Annotated in this window: 12 protein-coding genes; 4 read left to right on the top strand and 8 right to left on the bottom strand. The window is 40.5% G+C overall.

Going from position 1 to position 17,664, the window contains the following annotated elements; all coding sequences use genetic code 11:
• Positions 1-20: 20 nt before the first annotated feature.
• The 6 genes from DS2_RS02970 to DS2_RS02940 form a co-directional block, all read right to left on the bottom strand.
• A complete protein-coding gene (locus DS2_RS02970; protein ID WP_035013140.1) occupies positions 21-2,516 on the bottom strand; it encodes a hypothetical protein in 2,496 nt (831 codons plus the stop codon).
• Positions 2,517-2,534: 18 nt separating this feature from the next.
• Positions 2,535-6,104 (bottom strand): TonB-dependent receptor, encoded by a 3,570-nt coding sequence (locus DS2_RS02965; protein ID WP_035013139.1) that lies wholly within the window; start codon positions 6,102-6,104, stop codon positions 2,535-2,537.
• A 562-nt stretch (positions 6,105-6,666) separates the two neighbouring features.
• Positions 6,667-7,095, bottom strand: coding sequence for a DUF6691 family protein (locus DS2_RS02955; protein ID WP_035013137.1), 429 nt, complete (start codon positions 7,093-7,095; stop codon positions 6,667-6,669).
• A 16-nt stretch (positions 7,096-7,111) separates the two neighbouring features.
• A complete protein-coding gene (locus DS2_RS02950) occupies positions 7,112-7,531 on the bottom strand; it encodes a YeeE/YedE family protein (protein ID WP_035013136.1) in 420 nt (139 codons plus the stop codon).
• A 30-nt stretch (positions 7,532-7,561) separates the two neighbouring features.
• Entirely contained in the window at positions 7,562-7,951 is a 390-nt protein-coding gene (locus tag DS2_RS02945) for a rhodanese-like domain-containing protein (protein ID WP_051479562.1), read from the bottom strand.
• Positions 7,952-7,959: 8 nt separating this feature from the next.
• Positions 7,960-8,703: a sulfite exporter TauE/SafE family protein gene (locus DS2_RS02940; protein WP_035013135.1), complete on the bottom strand. Its 744-nt coding sequence runs from the start codon at positions 8,701-8,703 to the stop codon at positions 7,960-7,962.
• Between the two features lie 127 nt (positions 8,704-8,830).
• Between DS2_RS02940 and DS2_RS02935 the strand changes: the two genes are divergently transcribed.
• Both DS2_RS02935 and DS2_RS02930 read left to right on the top strand, forming a co-directional pair.
• A complete protein-coding gene (locus tag DS2_RS02935) occupies positions 8,831-9,697 on the top strand; it encodes an MBL fold metallo-hydrolase (protein WP_035013185.1) in 867 nt (288 codons plus the stop codon).
• A gap of 10 nt (positions 9,698-9,707) precedes the next feature.
• Positions 9,708-10,163 carry a hypothetical protein gene (locus DS2_RS02930; RefSeq protein WP_035013134.1) on the top strand — a complete coding sequence of 152 codons (456 nt, stop codon included), beginning with the start codon at positions 9,708-9,710 and terminating at the stop codon, positions 10,161-10,163.
• A 64-nt stretch (positions 10,164-10,227) separates the two neighbouring features.
• Here DS2_RS02930 and DS2_RS02925 read toward each other — a convergent pair whose 3' ends face one another.
• Both DS2_RS02925 and DS2_RS02920 read right to left on the bottom strand, forming a co-directional pair.
• Positions 10,228-12,261, bottom strand: coding sequence for a hypothetical protein (locus tag DS2_RS02925; RefSeq protein ID WP_035013133.1), 2,034 nt, complete (start codon positions 12,259-12,261; stop codon positions 10,228-10,230).
• A 132-nt stretch (positions 12,262-12,393) separates the two neighbouring features.
• Positions 12,394-14,430, bottom strand: coding sequence for a hypothetical protein (locus DS2_RS02920; protein WP_051479561.1), 2,037 nt, complete (start codon positions 14,428-14,430; stop codon positions 12,394-12,396).
• Positions 14,431-14,570: 140 nt separating this feature from the next.
• On the opposite strand from DS2_RS02920, the gene DS2_RS02915 reads away from it, so the two are divergent.
• Positions 14,571-16,898, top strand: coding sequence for a beta-galactosidase (locus tag DS2_RS02915; protein ID WP_035013132.1), 2,328 nt, complete (start codon positions 14,571-14,573; stop codon positions 16,896-16,898).
• Positions 16,899-16,949: 51 nt separating this feature from the next.
• Positions 16,950-17,663 carry a 3-keto-disaccharide hydrolase gene (locus DS2_RS02910; protein ID WP_035013131.1) on the top strand — a complete coding sequence of 238 codons (714 nt, stop codon included), beginning with the start codon at positions 16,950-16,952 and terminating at the stop codon, positions 17,661-17,663.
• Position 17,664: the final 1 nt, after the last annotated feature.

Raw genomic sequence — 17,664 nt, 5'->3', positions numbered from 1 at the left:
ATTAGCTAAGTTGCAACAACTTAGTACTGAGGTACAGGGAAGAACCTAATATTGTCAATTAAGTAAGTATGATTAGCTGGTATAGCAATTGAGAAAGTAGTCCCCGATGCTGATAACCAATCATAATTAACGTCAGTATTTAATTTACCAAAGAAATACTCGCTGTCTGCTTGGTTATTAATATGAATGTAATAAGTATTCCAAGCGGTTGCGCTTTTCTTAGCGTAAACCATTTTTTGGCTCATGGTGCCATTATCAGCACGCACACGCACATATATTGGCTGAGGGCCGGCACCACCTGATGATTTATCCACAAAGGTTGGATGTTTTAAATCAAGCTGAGCAATATAACGCACGCCCGACTTAAACTTACCTTGTGGGAATACGCTGGTGTCTAAAGTAATTTCACCACCAGATGCACCACCTGTCACTTTTAAGCCATATTGCACATCGTCCGTACCTTGCACCCGATTTGCTTCTTCACTGACCTCTAGAGTTGCAGTTCCAGTTGCTTTCCAACCGCCATCAATGCCATCGCTAAAATCACCTTCTGGGATTAAGTCACGAACAGGAGCGTAATTGTATTTAATCAATGAAAAGTCATCTAACTTACGCGCGTTGGTTTGGAAGGTAAAATCAAATTTGGCGTTGTCACCATAGACTTTTTCGTCTAAATCAACTAAATCCATTGTATGTTCTATCCACTGACCAGGTTTTCCGCCATTGTCTGGAATATCGGTTAGATTAAACTTTTTATCATAGTCATAATCTTGATTTAGTGTGACACGAACCGTTTGCCAATTATTCGAAGTAACCCAATAATTTAAATACGCTCGGTCATTTTTAGAGAATGTGCCTTCTTTAAAACCTGTAGAGTTTAACCGAATAAACACATTGTCTTCTTTAGCCTCTAAACCATAACTACCCGTGCGTGCGGCACCGGCATTTACCTCAAGCTTATCTTCACCCGTTGGGCTCCACTGCCAAGCAAATGGACCTGCAGCTAGACTACCTTGTTCCAAACCAGGATCCGAATTTGTCCCTAAGGCAAATAAGTTTGACTGGCCACCAACAATTTCAATCGTGAATTTTCGTTCTACAGAAGTTAACTCACCATCGGTTAATTTGTAGGTGTAGACAAATGATTGGGTGTCTCCAGGTTTTAAATTAGTAAATGCATACGGCTCAACCATAATACGACGTGTGGTCAACACTTCAGACGTATCAATTCCATATTGGTCTTCACTACCGGCTGCTGGCGCAAAGTCAACAACCGACATCACATCACCGTCTAGATCATAAGCGCCTTCTGCTAAATCTACAGCCAAAGTATTCTCTACATTACTTACCGTTTTGACAAAATCGGCATCATCAAACAGTGGCTCATTTTTTTCGTTGGCACCAACAATGGTAAAAGTGAATGAACGCGGAACATCATTTACACCATCTGTCACTATATAGTTAAACACTAGTTCTTTGGTTTCACCACGGGCCAAATCATCTTTATATGGTGAAGGGTCAAATACAAATTCGTATTTATATTGCCCTACACCTTCACGATACCCACCACTAACTTGAGTCGCAGTACCCTCTATTAAACCAGCTGGTTTAGTAAAACTATGTACAGTAATGAGTTCAGGTTTATAGTGTGCATCGTCATAAGTGTTTGCTAAATCGCCAATTTCAGCTTCCAAAGCTTTGACATCAGCCACATCTCTGTCATAGATGCCATATAAAAGATTAACTTTAACAGGAGAAGATTTCTCAGATAGCGACAATTTAGTGTATTTATCCTCGACTGGTTGCTCCTCTAAATTTTCATCTAGTATAGGTTCACCAAATTCATTTTGGTGCAAAAAGATAGGCGCTCGATTCTCACCAACCACTTCAACCTTGATGCGACGCTCAATTTGCTCTTTACCATCAGATACATAATAAACCATCGCTAATTCAGCGGTTTGGTCTGTATCTAACACAGGTGCAAACTTACTAGGAGTCACTTTTAAACTAGTTTCATGCAATTCAAAACCATATATTGGATCGGTAACCAACGGCAGGTTTTGATATTTTTTAATTTCCTGATCTTGCTCCCAAGTAGTTGAATCTTCTTTGGTTAAACCAAAATGCGCCAAAATAGGATCGCATACTTCAGGGTAGTTTTGTCTGGCAGTAAAGTTACTACAGTCAGCACCAACCCAGATAAAGTTAATATCTTCGACCGATAAATAATCACCGTCAGGGTCTTCAACCCCTTGCAGTAAATCAATCACATAATAGTCGGTCACCTCACCATTAGGCTGGGTGAAAACATCATCACTCTCTTGAAAGGTAAAATCCCATTCAATTTGCCCTGGCTTGTTAGCGTTTTCGTATACACTACTATGTGCCACTTCCAATTCAGATTGAGTTAACACAGGTGCAATATTATTTGATGCATCGTTAGTATCACTGCCACAACCTGCCAATACGGCAATAGCGGTTGGAAGCAATAAAGATTTAATTTGTTTATTTAACATGCTTAATTCTCCCAAACCTTAAAAGTTCACACGTAGGTCAAGACGGAATGTACGACCATTTTTACGTAATATCTGTGTACGAGATGTTGGAGCGTCACCATCTAACGCATTGCCTTCATTCAGAGGAATGTATTTATTGGTAATCGGTTCACCCGCATCGTTTAACTCAGGCTCTATGCCCAAATCTCGATTGGTCCAATATACGCGTTGACTCTCATCGGTTAAGTTTATTGCTTGGAATGACACGGAAACTGCGTCGCTTACTTTATACCCAATTGATAAATCTAGGTTGTCACTGCCTTCATTCCAACGTGAGCCATAACTAAAATAAGGGTCGATAAGCTCATCTGACTTGCCGCGATACGCTAAACGGACCTGATGACCATTTTGTTCCCAATAAACAGTTGCGTTATAGCTATGCTGTGGAACCCAAGTTCTAGGTAAGCTTTCTAATGCTTTGCCAGCAATTAGGTTAGAATCGCCAGGAATAGTTTTACTATCTTGATAGGTGTAATTGAAACTACTGCCTAATCCACCCCAGATCCCCGGTAAAAAGTCGTAACTTTGGTTGTATGTCAGCTCAATACCAGCAATCTCAGCACCTGCACCATTGCGTTTGGTGGTAGCTGCAAAGGTTGCACAGTAATTCAATAAATCTGAGTCGTCGTACCACCAATCGGCCGCAACATCATTAATATTGCCGCGTTTAGGCATACAAATACCAAAACCAGTACCAGTTTCATCGTTGGCAAACGCATCACGTAACTGCTCTTCGGTTTTAAACAATTGGTCCGCCGAGTAATTGCTTAAATCTTTGCTACGCAAATCGTCTGCATAGACAATTTGTTGCTCTTCTTCTTCAAAGTTGGTCATATCTTTATAGAAAAGTGCAACCGATACCATGCTACCTTTATTGAAGTACCACTCCCAAGATAAGTCATAGTTAATAGATTCTTGCGGTAACAATTTAGGGTTATCTAACCGAATAGATGAACCACGAGGTGTAGATGGGTCGCCCCAGAAACTCTCGCGCATAAAGAAACCAGGTTTAAGCGAATCAATATTGGGTCGTGACATGGTTTTAGAAATGGCAAAACGACCAATCATATCTTCGCTGATAATATAGTTTAGGTTTAAGCTAGGTAACCACATGTCATATTCGTTATCACCTGTGGTTTCAAAAACACGCAGCGAGCGGTTTTCACCTTTAACCGCATTACCAGTAAATACATCATTTTTTAATGTTGATCTATCGACATGTCGTTGATTCCACCACCAACCAGAACGCTCAGAACCTTGCTCTGTATATTTATCGTAACAAGGGTAACCTGCAGGATCTGCCGGAATACGCACATCGTCACTAGTATCATTTGGTGTCCCACTGGTATCCCAACCATAACCGTCAATTCGGTTGAAATACGGGTTATCGTCTGGCGCTAATGCATTGTCAAACTCACAGCTATCGAGTTGTGGATTGCGCAGCTGGCGCCACATAAATGGATCATAAATAGCTCTTTGTGCAACCGTCTCAGTAAATTCGGCCCCAGAGTATCCCAATACATCGACTGTATCTTTAATATAACGAATACCAAAGTCGCCCGTTAAGCTGTCATCCAAATAAGCAAAACTCATTTTAAAATAACCAGCGGCTGTGGTTAAATCTGCCGAGCGGGTATTTAATCTATTGGTTTCTAACTCATAATCTTCGTTGGCATACGCTAGTGCCAAAAACTTCTCATCATCAACCATGGTCCAACCATCGGTGATATTATTACGAGCAAAACCTAAGTCTTCCATAAAGTTATCAACTGGAAACGCTTCGTCTGAGGCAAAATTATCTGCGGTAATACTGCCGATACCACTGCCAGCAAGAATAGCCTTAACCCCAGTTGGCGTGCCATCTTCATCATAAGCGATAACTTGAACCGGTACTTTAGTATTACGGAATTGTCGGTTTTGGTCATCAACATACTTAGAACGTTCGCTGTATTTGCCACCAAACTCAATTTTAGTAAAGCCTAAAACGTCAATGTCTAAATCAAAATCAAGTCGATAGGTTGAAAGCTCATCTTCAACTGCTTGTTCAGTCAACGCCATCCAGTTAATGGTTTGCGCTTTAATATCATCAGGGCTAAATGCTGAGTAACCACGGTTATCTGAAATATTTTCAGGATCATTCAGCGATACGACACCGTCGCCAAACACCATTTCACATATACCTGTAGTACAGTCAAAACCAGCGGGTTGGATACCTGTATGTGGTTGACCATAAGGCCCTGCCAATGCTTTTAGACCAACATTCATGGTGTTATTTAACAGATTCATTTGAACCGTGCCTTCACCAGGATCACGTACAGTGTTTGAATAATTGGCGCCAAATTCCACTTTAAAATCATCGGTAATTTGGTGTTTGATGTTTAAGTTGGCCACTTTATTTTCGGTTGAATTCCCACCATTGCGTCGTTGAAAGCCACCATCAGCGAAACGACTGACTGACTTAACTAAGGTATTTGATGCTTCGTCAACCACAAACCAGTCTGCTTGAGGGTCTGAAAACTCTGGAATAAAATCTACATCTGCTGGCCAATTCCAAGGTCTAGTGCTCGAAGGAGCCACCTGGCCTTCAATAAAGTTAGGTAAATCTGGACGGGTACGAATAGTGACAGAATGATTTGTATCAACAAGGTCTTGTTTACTATAGGTAAAATCAAGCGCTACATCTGTGTCGTCAGTTGGTAAGAATTGTAGGGTTAAAGTTCCACCATGGCGATTGCGCTCGTTGGTATATAACGCATATTCAAAATCTTTGGCGGTAAGCACACGTCTATCGGTAATGGTTCGACCATCGGTTGTTGACGCAACGGCTAAATTTCTTGCTTCAAAGTTATTTACTTTAAATTCATCTCGACGAACCGAGTTAGTCTCTTTGTATGCGGTAAACAACACCCCAAACGAGTCATCAAAGAATTTTTCTGAATAAGAACCCGCTAGTTTGTAATCACTTTTCTCTGAAAAGTCGTTATATCGACCTTGCAAAGTTAAACTCTTGACATCATTTTTCAAATTAAGCGGTTTACTGGTATGTAACTGCACAGACGCGCCTAAAGAACCTTCATCATGATCAGCACTGGCCGTTTTTACCACATTAATATGTGACAAAATATCCGCTGAATAAGCACTTAAATCAACCGCTTGGTTAAAGTCCGAACTGGTTAACTGCACACCATTTAAAGTGATCATGTTCTGATCAGGATTAGCCCCCCGCACTGTAATACGAGCGCCTTCACCATCCGTGCTTTGTACCGAAATACCTGTAACGCGTGAAAGCGCATCTGCGATATTTTGGTCAGTTGATTTACCTATGTCTTCGGCAAATATAGAGTCTGAGATATTGCCTGCGTTACGCTTCTCAAACATAGACTTTAAGACACTACCTTTGTAACCCGTGACTTCAATTACTTCGGTTGTATCTTTTTCTTCATTTTTGTTGTCTTTGTTTTCTTCTGCAGCCTGGACGTTAAGTGACAAGCCACATAATACCGCCACTGAAACCTTGCTCAGTTGGTATCCTGTGTTCCGAATAATCATTTAATCACTCCGATTAAAAACTATTGACTGGCTCTGTTGTTTTCTGTTTTAGAGCCACCGAATCGATACACATATAAAATACACAATATACACATATCATTTACAGCATATTGTCTACAATAGACCAAGATCAATATACAAAATAAAGTTTTTGTATTTAAATGAGAAAAATCAATTAAACATTACTGGGCGCAAAGCCAGAAAAAACAACAAAACCATTTAAAAACAGAAGGTTAACAACAATAGATTTAAAATTGGTTGGGGGTAAAAAAATATGAAAGCAAAAGTAAATTATAGAAATTAAGCTTAAATAAATTGATAATATCGAGAAAAGTGACAAGTTGCCTGCAAATAAAAGCAAAATTTTGTACCAACACAATAAAATTTAATACCAAGCTTAAGCTTGACCAACAAGGTATCTCCTTCTAATCTAGATTTATATTTGATTCGACAATATCAAATATGTACTTAAGTAATATTCGCTAATTTGACTGACATCTCTTAGCGATCTCCAGCACCCGATTTTATCGGGTGTTTTTTTATATTCGTTACATATCCATCGTTAGGATGTTGTCCGTATCACGACCTTAGCCAGCAACATACCAACCAACATTGCACTAACAAATATCAGTAAATCAAAGCTCGCGTAGCTCAAAGAAGCAATTGCAGGACCCGGACACAACCCAGCCAATCCCCAGCCAATACCAAATGTCGCGCTGCCCAGCATCAAACGCAGATCTATCTGTTTATTCGTTGGGACTGAAAAATCGCACGCATACACAGGTTGCTGCATGCGTGCTTTAACTCGATACCCAGCCCAACTAACAACCAATGCACCAGCCATCACTAACGCTAAGCTGGGATCCCAATCACCCGTTACATTTAAAAAATCTAATACCTTTTGTGGGTTGGTCATTTGTGCTACAGCTAAGCCAGCCCCAAATAACACACCAGATATAAAACCAACTAGCCCGCTCTTTATCTTGCTCATTTTTATACCTCGCACCTTAAGCCATTACCCAAACAGTCATACCAGCCGTTGCCATAAAGGTAGCTGTAGCAATAATCGAACGCTTTGAAAATCGACTGATACCACATACCCCATGTCCACTAGTACAGCCACTGCCATACACGGCCCCAAATCCGACAAGTAAACCTGCAATAACAAGAGTTATGATATTTCCTGCTGGTGCTTGTGGAGGTGTAATTGCAAAATAATTAACCGCTACAATAGGCCCCATTATTAGCCCCAACACAAACGCCACCCGCCAAGTATTTCGCTGTAACCAATTTGATTGAGTAGAAAATGCTTGGCTAATAATGCCGGATATACCAGCTACTCTGCCCAAAAAAATCAATAAAAATACCGCAGCGCAGCCAATAAATGCTCCACCGACTAAAGCCGAAACTGGCGTAAAATTTTCCACTATGACTACCCTCTATTGCTATTAATTTATCTAGCTATCTAGCTCACATGCGCTGTAGCCAACAAAGCCACCCGCTAACGAAAAAACATTGTTAAACCCCATGTTTTGCAAGCTAAGCGCAGCTAGAGCCGAACGGCCACCAGAGCGACAATACAGAATAATTTCTTGCTCCGCGGATAACTTGCCAAGTGCCGACAAATGGTCGTGTATATACATTTCCAAAATGCCACGAGGTATATGTTTAGCACAAGGAATTGCCCCAGCCGAGTACTCGGCTGTTTCACGCACATCAATAATCACCAACTTTCCATCATTATCTTTATGATTTTTCAATCGACCAATAAGCTGTTCTGGCGTAATTTCACTAACTTGCTTTGTCACTTGCGCCAAATAAGCTTGTACAGTTATAAGCTCAGTCACAATACCTCCTAAAATTCGTTAAAAAAGATAAAACATCCCAACAGCAGCAAAAACAGAGCAAAACTTTTACGTAGCTGCGTTTGAGGCCATTTAGCCGACCATTTTTGCCCCCATACGGCACCCGCACCACCCAGCGCGGCTAAAACCATAATTAGTCCCCAATCAAGCTGATAACTGTTAGTGCTAATAAATTGATACTGTGCAAAACCGATAGTAGCGTTAAAAGCAATTAACGCTAAGCTGGTAGAGCGCGCTTGAAAAAAGTCTAACTTTGCCAATAACACTAAAGTTGGAACCAGCAAAAAGCCACCTCCAACACCGGCAAACCCAGTTAACCCACCAACCAGTAATCCAATAAACAATAACCATAAAGTCCCGACAGCTTGTCCGTCAGCTTGTGTAACAGGACTACGCCACATAAAACCACTGGCAATTAGCAATAATGCAGCAAAAACCAATAATTGCAGCCAAGGCTGAACTAAACCCGCTAAATATATACCGACAATAGAACCGATAAAGCCAGTACTACCCAGCAGAAATGCCATGCGCCAACTAATCGCGCGCCAACTTTTAGTTGCAACTAAGGTAAACAGGCTAATCCATGCAACAATCACAAGTGAATTAACTACCGCATCTTTTGCTGTAAATCCGGCCAAATAGATCAATACAGGAACCGCTAGCACAGCACCACCAGAGCCAAAAATACCCAAGCTTAAACCTATACTAGAACCTGCTAAGGCCGCGATTTGCATAGAAAAACACCCACTTATAACCAAAAGGAATTACATATAATATTTATCTTGTATGCTAGATTTTTCTTTGCTAAAGTGCAAGTTGTTTTTACAAATTGAATTTTATTTAAGTAAGGTTTTTAAAATTATGTCAGCAGTGGTTAAACCGTTTTTTCATCAAGCCTCTTCAACTCTGTGTTACGTGGTGTACTGCGAACAAACAAAACATGCCGCTATAATCGACCCCGCTTATGACTTTGATTACGCTTCTGGCAACATTGCCACTGAGTTTAGCCAGCAAATTATTCAGTTTGTCGAATCAGCACAATTAAAAATAAAGTGGATTTTGGAGACTCACGCCCATGCCGAGCACTTAACCGCAGCACAATATTTAAAACGAAAACTAGGAGGTCAAATTGCCATTGGGGCAGGCATAACTAAAGTACAAAGTACCTTTAAGCACATACTAAACTTAGCAGACTATCAGGATATTCACGGGCAAGACTTTGACGTACTGCTAAGTGCAGGTGAGCAGATTGATTTAGGTAAACAAGCGATCAAAATTTTCGCCTCACCTGGGCACACCAACGATAGCATTAGCTACTTAATCGACGGCAATTTATTTGTTGGCGACACCTTATTTATGCCGGATGCAGGAACAGCTCGTTGCGACTTTCCCGGTGGCAGCGCCACTAGATTATACGAAACAGTGCAACAATTTTATCAACTACCTGATGACACAAATGTATGGGTATGCCATGACTATCAACCTAATGGTCGAGAACTCCAATATGTTGCGACTATCGCCCAACATAAACAACATAATATTCATATAAATGCGCAAACCTCAGTTAGTGAATTTGTGGCTAAGCGTGAAAGCCGCGATGCAACACTGGGTATGCCACAATTAATTTACCCAAGCATTCAAATTAACATTCGTGCTGGTAAAATGCCGCCTGCAGAACAAAACAGTACAAGCTATATTAAAGTACCAATGAAATTAACCAATCAATAAGGATATAAACATGGACGTAGAAATTAGCGCACCAGTGCAAGCTAAATACAACCCAAAAAAATATAGTAAAAGCAAAAAAATTGCCGTATCGATTTTGTTTGTATTAATAGCCGTAATGATCAACAGATGGCTGTTCAACACAGAACAATCTTGGTTGTTTCCTATGATATTGTGTGGGATTTTAATGTTTTTTACCAATCATCTAAGTAATGAAATGCCTGAAGTTTCGGTTAAATTTGAAGATAATGAATTGGCGCTGAAGCAGCTTAATGCGACATTATGGTGGTTGCCTTACAACAAAATCGAAAGCTTTGAGTTTCAACCCTCACAATACCAATGGAAATTGCTAACCACCCCTGCACAAATATTGATTCTAACTGGCAAGGATAGCTATGTGATCCCAGCAAGTTCACCAGAATTTGCAGATAAAGTAATGCAACAATTGAAACTAGTGGTGAATGCCTAAAATGAAAAAAGGCCTAGAAACTAAAACTAGGCCTTTCTAAAATGTACCTTGTTAACCAGCGAAACTAATTCGCAGCAGCACTGGTAATTGGTGTTGCAACCACCTTCAAATCTATGACTTCATACGAACCATTTTCATCGTCATCAATTTGCGCTGACAACTCACCATCCATAAATGTGCCACTGACAATAGTGTAGATATCTGGTAAACCGGCCGCATCGGCAAGACCTACCTGCAATTCACCATTGTCGGTGAACATCCAAGTGAAACCTTCAACATCATTTGGATCACTATCCCACATTACTGAACCTGTACCATCATCCATAAACGAAAAATGACCTGTGCCTTCGTTGTCACCATAACTAAATAAGATGTCGCCGAGTAAGGTTTGCATTTGGGTATAGGTTACAACTATGTCGTTGGCAGATTCGAAATGACCGTCGCCATCTTCATCCCACATCCCCATCAAATAACCCGCATTTAAGTTACCTGCAACTAAGGTGTAATGGCCAATTGAGCCTAATTCAGTCTCAATTTCTAACTGATACATATCATTAATTTCCCAATCGAAATTTTCAACTTCATCGGGATCGTCCATCCAATAAAAAGAGCCAGTACCATCCGAATTAAACGTAAATACATCGACAAATTCCAAGTCTCCGCCCATGCCAGGGTTTGTATGAAAAACAATGCTTCCCATAACATCCGCATCCATTAGCATTTTCATGCTAAATACCGGCATCACTGTGAAGCTATCACCGTCTTCGGTAATTTCTAACGACCCGTCAGCAGTTAGATTAATATCTTGAATATTGCCATCGATATTATCAGCATCATACAAACCACCAGGGCCATCTAAATCAACGTGCGGCGTATTGATCATAAAACCATTGTCGTCCATGGCATATGAACCCCACTCAGAAGAAGCTGCCACCGCAGCCATACCATCATAAGCTTCTTGATTCATTGTATGCGCAACAGAATATTCGCCACCACCAAACAAAGTAATTACATGGTAAGAGTCCATCACCGGCATACCTGAGTCATCCATGTCTTGTAAAACCCAAGAGCCAGTCATTGAATCATTCGGGTCGAAGGCATTTTCTAATGTCATTACATTATAATCCCCCCAATTATTCATATCCGTATCCCACTGCCCATCACCTAAATCAGGTGCTTCACGCATTTTTAATTCAAGCTGCCCCATATCATTGTATGAGAAAAACTGTTCGTTGGGTCGACCTTCATTTTCTAAACCACCATCACCATCTGAAGCTTCAATGACTTGTACAACATGAAATTGACCATGCTCATCAATTTCATATTTGGCAAATTCAACCGAACCAGCAATTTGGTCATGACCTTCTGCATCATCCGTCTCGTGCGATAGAATATATTTATTACCTGGTAAAAAAGTTAAAACATGGCGACCAACAAAATCGCCATTATCGTCAGTTTCTTCAAATATCCAACTGCCATACAAGTCTTGTTGCATATCATGCATTGGTGGGTAATCGTCTGGATAGTCATCTGGGTAATCGTCACCATCTTTAAAGTGATCTATCGCGTCTTGCTCCAAAACCAGTGTCAAACCCAAGTTGCCCAAATGTGCAGCAAATACTGTATCAAAATCATCGGTAGTAAAATCAAGTGACATGTCGTCAAATTCGCCATGGGCGGCAGAATCAATATAAATGCCGTTATCTGGATCACCGTCTGAGTCCAAACTTTGTAAAAACTGCAGAATGTTGACCACTTCTGGGTCTGTTTCGTCCGCCGCATCTGGCACTAAATCTAGCGGGGTTATATGGTGAGATGCCATAGCCATCGGCAGCTCTACGTCACCTACACTAAAGGTAATATACTCCCCATGATAGTAGTAAAAACCACCATCAGAGTCTGTCATACCTGTTTGTGTGTCAGTCTCGTAATACACACCTTCTACAGGACTATCAACAAATACACCATATTTAAGCTGCATGTGTGGAACGTCATGCTTATCATCTTCGTCGTCATTTATATCTACGGATACGTTACAAGCGGTTAAAGCGGCAGTTAAAGCGACAGCAATTGCACTTTGCTGGAATTTAAACTTCATAATTGGTCCCTATTGATTTTAAGCAACAATCTTATTGAACAACTTTTAAACAGTTACTTTGTAGGTTTAGATAACAATTGGCATTTTGTCCAATAGGGGAAAACAAATTTGCCAATTGTTTTGCAGTTTATCTTATCGGCTAATCTCTACTGTTTGATTAAACACTTGCATCGACATTGAGGTTACATAACCACCCGTATCAGTAAACTTAACCGATACTTGGTTATTGGCTTGTAGCAAACTGTAATCAAACGGCACTTCAATTACCCCAAAAAAGCTATCACGCGTTTTCTGGTCGTAACCTCTAAAATCTTCAGGTACTGAAATTTCGCTACCATTAACCATAACAGTTGGCTGTAAGCTGAGGCCATGTGCTCTGCCTAAACCAATGCGCAAAATTGCTTCACCATTACTGGTTGAAACATCAACACCGTCTAACTTAAAGTTAATTGCCGCATTAGCATTTATACTTTGTTTGTATTTATCCGCGTAGTATTTATGCTCTTTAGAGGTTTGATTGATGTTTATATCATTCGCATAAGTGACTTTAATAATGCGTGTCGACTCAGCAGCCACAGTAATTTCATCAACACTATTAGCTAGAGTTTCTTCAGCCAGAATCGGTGATTTAGTCACATCATCAAAATACAAATGTTTACTACTAATTGATGTAATTGAATTGCTGTGTTCATCATTTAAATTAAGTTTTAACGTTTGTGCATCAAACTCTAGGTTGTTTACAATAACGTACAAGTCTTTGCCATCAGCATAAGCGTCTACTTGAATGTCTTGATCGTTAGCAAAGCTGTCAACGCGTGTACCTTTAACCTCAGCCCACAATTGGTAGAATTTTACGAATTCAGAATACACCCAACGGCCATCATCCTGAACATTAATACTGCCGTCTAATTCACCTTCGAGCACAAACATGCGAGGACCATATCTATGACCATCTTCATCAATACCATTATTGCCCGACCAAAGCGCTTTTAATATGCTAAATGGCATTGAGGTAATGATTTTGTCAGTGCGCTCCATCAGTGCCAACATCATAGATGAAAAAGAGCGAATGTTACGCCAATCCATTTCTTTAGAATAAGGCTGTTTACCTGTTAAAACTGGTGAAAAGAAACCATATTCAGAAATCACCCAAGGTTTCACCTCTCCCACCTTTAACAAGCTGTAATGCTCAACCATATCTAAAATTGCTTCAACATTTGAACCCGAGCGATATTGAAATTTGTTGTTGGCATAACCATCGTACAAATGCACTGAATAAAAGTCGGTTGATTCACCGGCAATATCTATATAAGTTCGCCATGTATTTTCCCAGCCATTGAAATTATTCGCTTCAAATTGTGGGTATGCTGCGGTGTAACCGCCTACTAGTACTTCAGGATGGTTTTGATGAACTTTGTCGGCAACAACTTTATGCAATTTAGAAATATTCTGGTTGGTTGTTGGCAGCTCCCAAGCATGAACAAAAGGTTCATTCATCACCTCAATGATTGTTGGTTTAGGCATACCTGTGGTGCCACCAGTACCGAAATAATGGCTTAAAAAATAATCGTAGAAATTAGCTAATTCATCGTATCCAGCTAACCACTCATTGGCTTTACATGGATCTTTACAAGCATTGCCCGTTTCTTGCAGTGGGTACATTATTGGCTGGCCACCAAACATCATGTTTTTTGCACGCTCTTCATACTGAAAATTCTCTGGTTTGGCGGCATACCAACCTTTACTTTGCGTGCCAAATTTAATCGCTTCATCCTCGTCAATAACACCAGCGTTCGCCGTGTCTTTTAATCGGCTGAGTTGCCAAGGCAAGGCACCATTTTGACGACCCAAATATACATCGTAATTTTCAAAAAACTCTTTTTCTGTTTGTCGATCTGGCCATTCTTTGTCACCAATTTCTGCATGCAAAGTAATAAACCGGCTACGGTCAAAGCTGTCTACATCTCCTGTTTGATGTTTTACCGATGTATTCACATCCACTTTCAACGGCGCTGGTGTCGGCGTCGGCGTAGGAGTTGGAGTTGGCGTAGGTGCAGGCGTAGGTGAAGGAGTTGGTTCGGGCGATTTACCAGCAGAGTCGCCTCCGCCCGCACACCCCGTTAATGTTAGGCTAAAAGCAACAGCCAATGTGAGAGTTGTTAGTTTCATGTATCACCTCTATATAACTCGAATATACTATTTAAATGAAAACCAAAGATTTTATATACAAATAACACACCAAATGATAGATTGTATACAATTAAATAAAAATCTATTACAAAATTACAACTTTAATTTCGAGAAATAATATGAATAAGATCTATCTAAGCTCGTTAGTCGCACTGATGCTTGCGGCATGTGGTGATAAATCAGCTTCTACAAACCAAACCCCGGAACAAGCACAACAACGAAAGGGCGAACAGAGCTGGCCGATCGCGACTTTTGAACAGGGTCTTCCAAATACGCTTAAAACGTTAAATGCCAAAGCGCAATTGGCAAATACAAGCGAACTAGAAGGCAATAAAGCGTTAAAAATTGAGTTTGACGCAACACATCTCAAGTCAGAGCTTAGTTTTAAAGCCGCAAAACCTTGGGATTGGAGCCAATATGGCGATATTAATCTAGCGGCCGACATCAGCAATTTATCAACTGAGTCGATTCAAATTTACATTGAAATTAAAGACGCCACGGGCTGGCCACATATTCGCAGCGTTAGTATTCCAGCTAAGTATACTGGCACCTATTATGCGCTGCTCAAGGGCCCACAACTGGAATTAGACAGCGGCTTGCGTGAAGATCCAAAGTCATGGCAATCAGATGACCATAAAATGTTTTGGATGCGTGGAGCAAAAAAACTGCAACTAGATAAAATCACTTCGGTTCGCTTTTTTGTTGAATCGATAAAAAATAACAAAACCTTGTTAATAGATAACCTGCGCGTACGACAAAACCCAAGGTTCAATCAAGATTATCTAAAAGATTTAACCGATGCGTATGGCCAAAGCTATAAATTTGACTACCCAACCAAAGTAACATCAGACGAACAATTAAAGGCCTTAGCTGAAGCTGAAATTGCCCAACTTGAGCAGCAAGGTACTATGGCTGATCGCAGCAAATTTGGCGGCTGGGCAAGTGGCCCAAAACTTGAAGCCACGGGCTATTTCCGCACAGAAAAAGTCGATGGAAAATGGGCAATAGTCGACCCAGAAGGACACTTATTCTTTTCATCTGCTTTGGCCAACATTCGCATCGCCAACACCACAACCTTTACTGGTGTAGATTTTAAAGATGACTCGGTTAGATACGTAGATCCAGAAGATGTAACCCCAGAAGATTCACTCGGCATACGCCCAGTATCAAACCAAGCACAACAAACACGTTATATCAGATCAGACATGCGCCATAAAATGTTTACTTGGTTGCCAGGTTATGATCATGAATTAGCCAACCACTATAGCTATCGCCGCTCATCACATAAAGGGCCAATGGCACACGGTGAAACCTACAGCTTTTATCAAGCAAATTTAGAACGACGTTATGGCGAAGAATATCCAGACTCATATTTAGATACTTGGCGAGATGTAACCATCAAACGTTTTAAAAACTGGGGATTTACTTCAACAGGTAATTGGACTGATGCGAGCTTTTATCAGATGAATCGCATTCCGTATTTTGCTAATGGCTGGATAATTGGTGACTTTAAAACTGTTAGTTCAGGTCAAGACGTTTGGTCTCGTATGCCAGACCCGTTTGATCCTGAATTTAAACGACGTGCAATTATCACAGCTCAAGTTATAGGCGAAGAAATTAAAAATAACCCTTGGTGTATTGGTATTTTTGTCGATAACGAAAAGAGCTGGGGTAACGACAGTAGCTTGCAAAGACGCTATGGCATTGTGCTAAATACGCTAACACGGGAAGATTCAGACAGCCCATTAAAAGCAAAATTGACTGAAATGATGCAAACTAAATATCAAAGCATCCAAGCGTTAAACCAAGCATGGCAAACCGACATTGATTCTTGGCAGACCTTTAGCAAAGGGGTAAAAGTTACCGACTTAAATGACACAGTTGTTGCCGACTTATCTGACATGTCGTTTACCTATGCCAATGAATATTTCAAAATTGTTCACGACGCATTAGCGGATGTCGCCCCAAATCACATGTATATGGGTGTACGCATGGCGGCTTGGGGTTTAACTACAGAAGCTGCCAATGCAGCCGCACAATATGCCGACATAATGAGTTATAACTTTTACCGTGAATATGCTCACCCTAAAGCCTGGGAGTTTTTAGAGCGTTTAGACAAACCCAGTTTAATTGGTGAATTTCACATTGGGGCAACCAGCGATACGGGCTTATACCACCCTGGGTTAATTCATGCAGCCGACCAACAAGACCGCGCGCAAATGTATAAAGACTACATGTACAGTGTCATTGATAACCCTTATATGGTGGGTGCACATTGGTTTCAATATTTAGACTCACCACTGACTGGCCGAGCCTATGATGGCGAAAACTATAATACGGGTTTTGTAACCACTACTGACGTGCCATATCAACAAATGGTTGAAGCAGCCAAAGAAGTGAACGCCAATTTATACCAAAGAAAATTTGGCAATACTGTTAAAAAATAGTAATGTATTTCATAGATTAAAATAAAAAGTTCACATATAAACTCAATCATTATGAAAAACAAAACCAGACATTACAAAAGTCTGGTTTTGCTGTTATTAGGGATAAACATTTTAGGTTGTAACAACAGCCCTTCTCTAATCAGTCAAAACCAGCAAAATTGGCAAAACGTCTACCCTTATGGGCAAGCAAACTTCAACCAGGACACTGGTGAAGTTGAACTCATTTCAACCGGAAATTGGTTCTATTTAACCAAAGAAAAATACTCAGACTTCGTATTAGAACTTGAAGTAAAAATGCCAGATGTTAAAGAATATTCTAATTCTGGTATTATCTTTCGTGCCAATACCCGCCCTTCGGATAAATTTGACGGCCACTATGCATATGGCTACCAAGCTGAGATAGACCCAAGCAAACGTAAATGGAGTGGCGGCCTCTATGAACAAGGAACAGCTCGCCAATGGCTGCACCCAATTCACCCTGAGCGCTCTGCTCCAGATGATGATTTTAAACAAAACCTCTCGCCCGAGTGGACTGAAGCAAAAGCCAACGCGTATAAACACCTAGAGTGGAATCATTACAAAATCAGTGCTATCGGCCCCGAAATAAAAATTTGGGTCAATGATGTTTTAACCACACATGTAATTGATACCAAGTCGAGCGAAGGTTTAATCGGTATTCAACATCATGGTAGTTGGCAATTTAAGCAAAACGGCGATACCAGCAACACTGTTTTGTTCCGTAACATTCGAATTGAAGAAAAATAAT

The sequence above is a fragment of the Catenovulum agarivorans DS-2 genome (genome assembly GCF_000568405.1).
Taxonomy (GTDB): Bacteria; Pseudomonadota; Gammaproteobacteria; order Enterobacterales; family Alteromonadaceae; genus Catenovulum; species Catenovulum agarivorans_A.
This window is presented reverse-complemented; position numbering and strand designations above follow the sequence as displayed.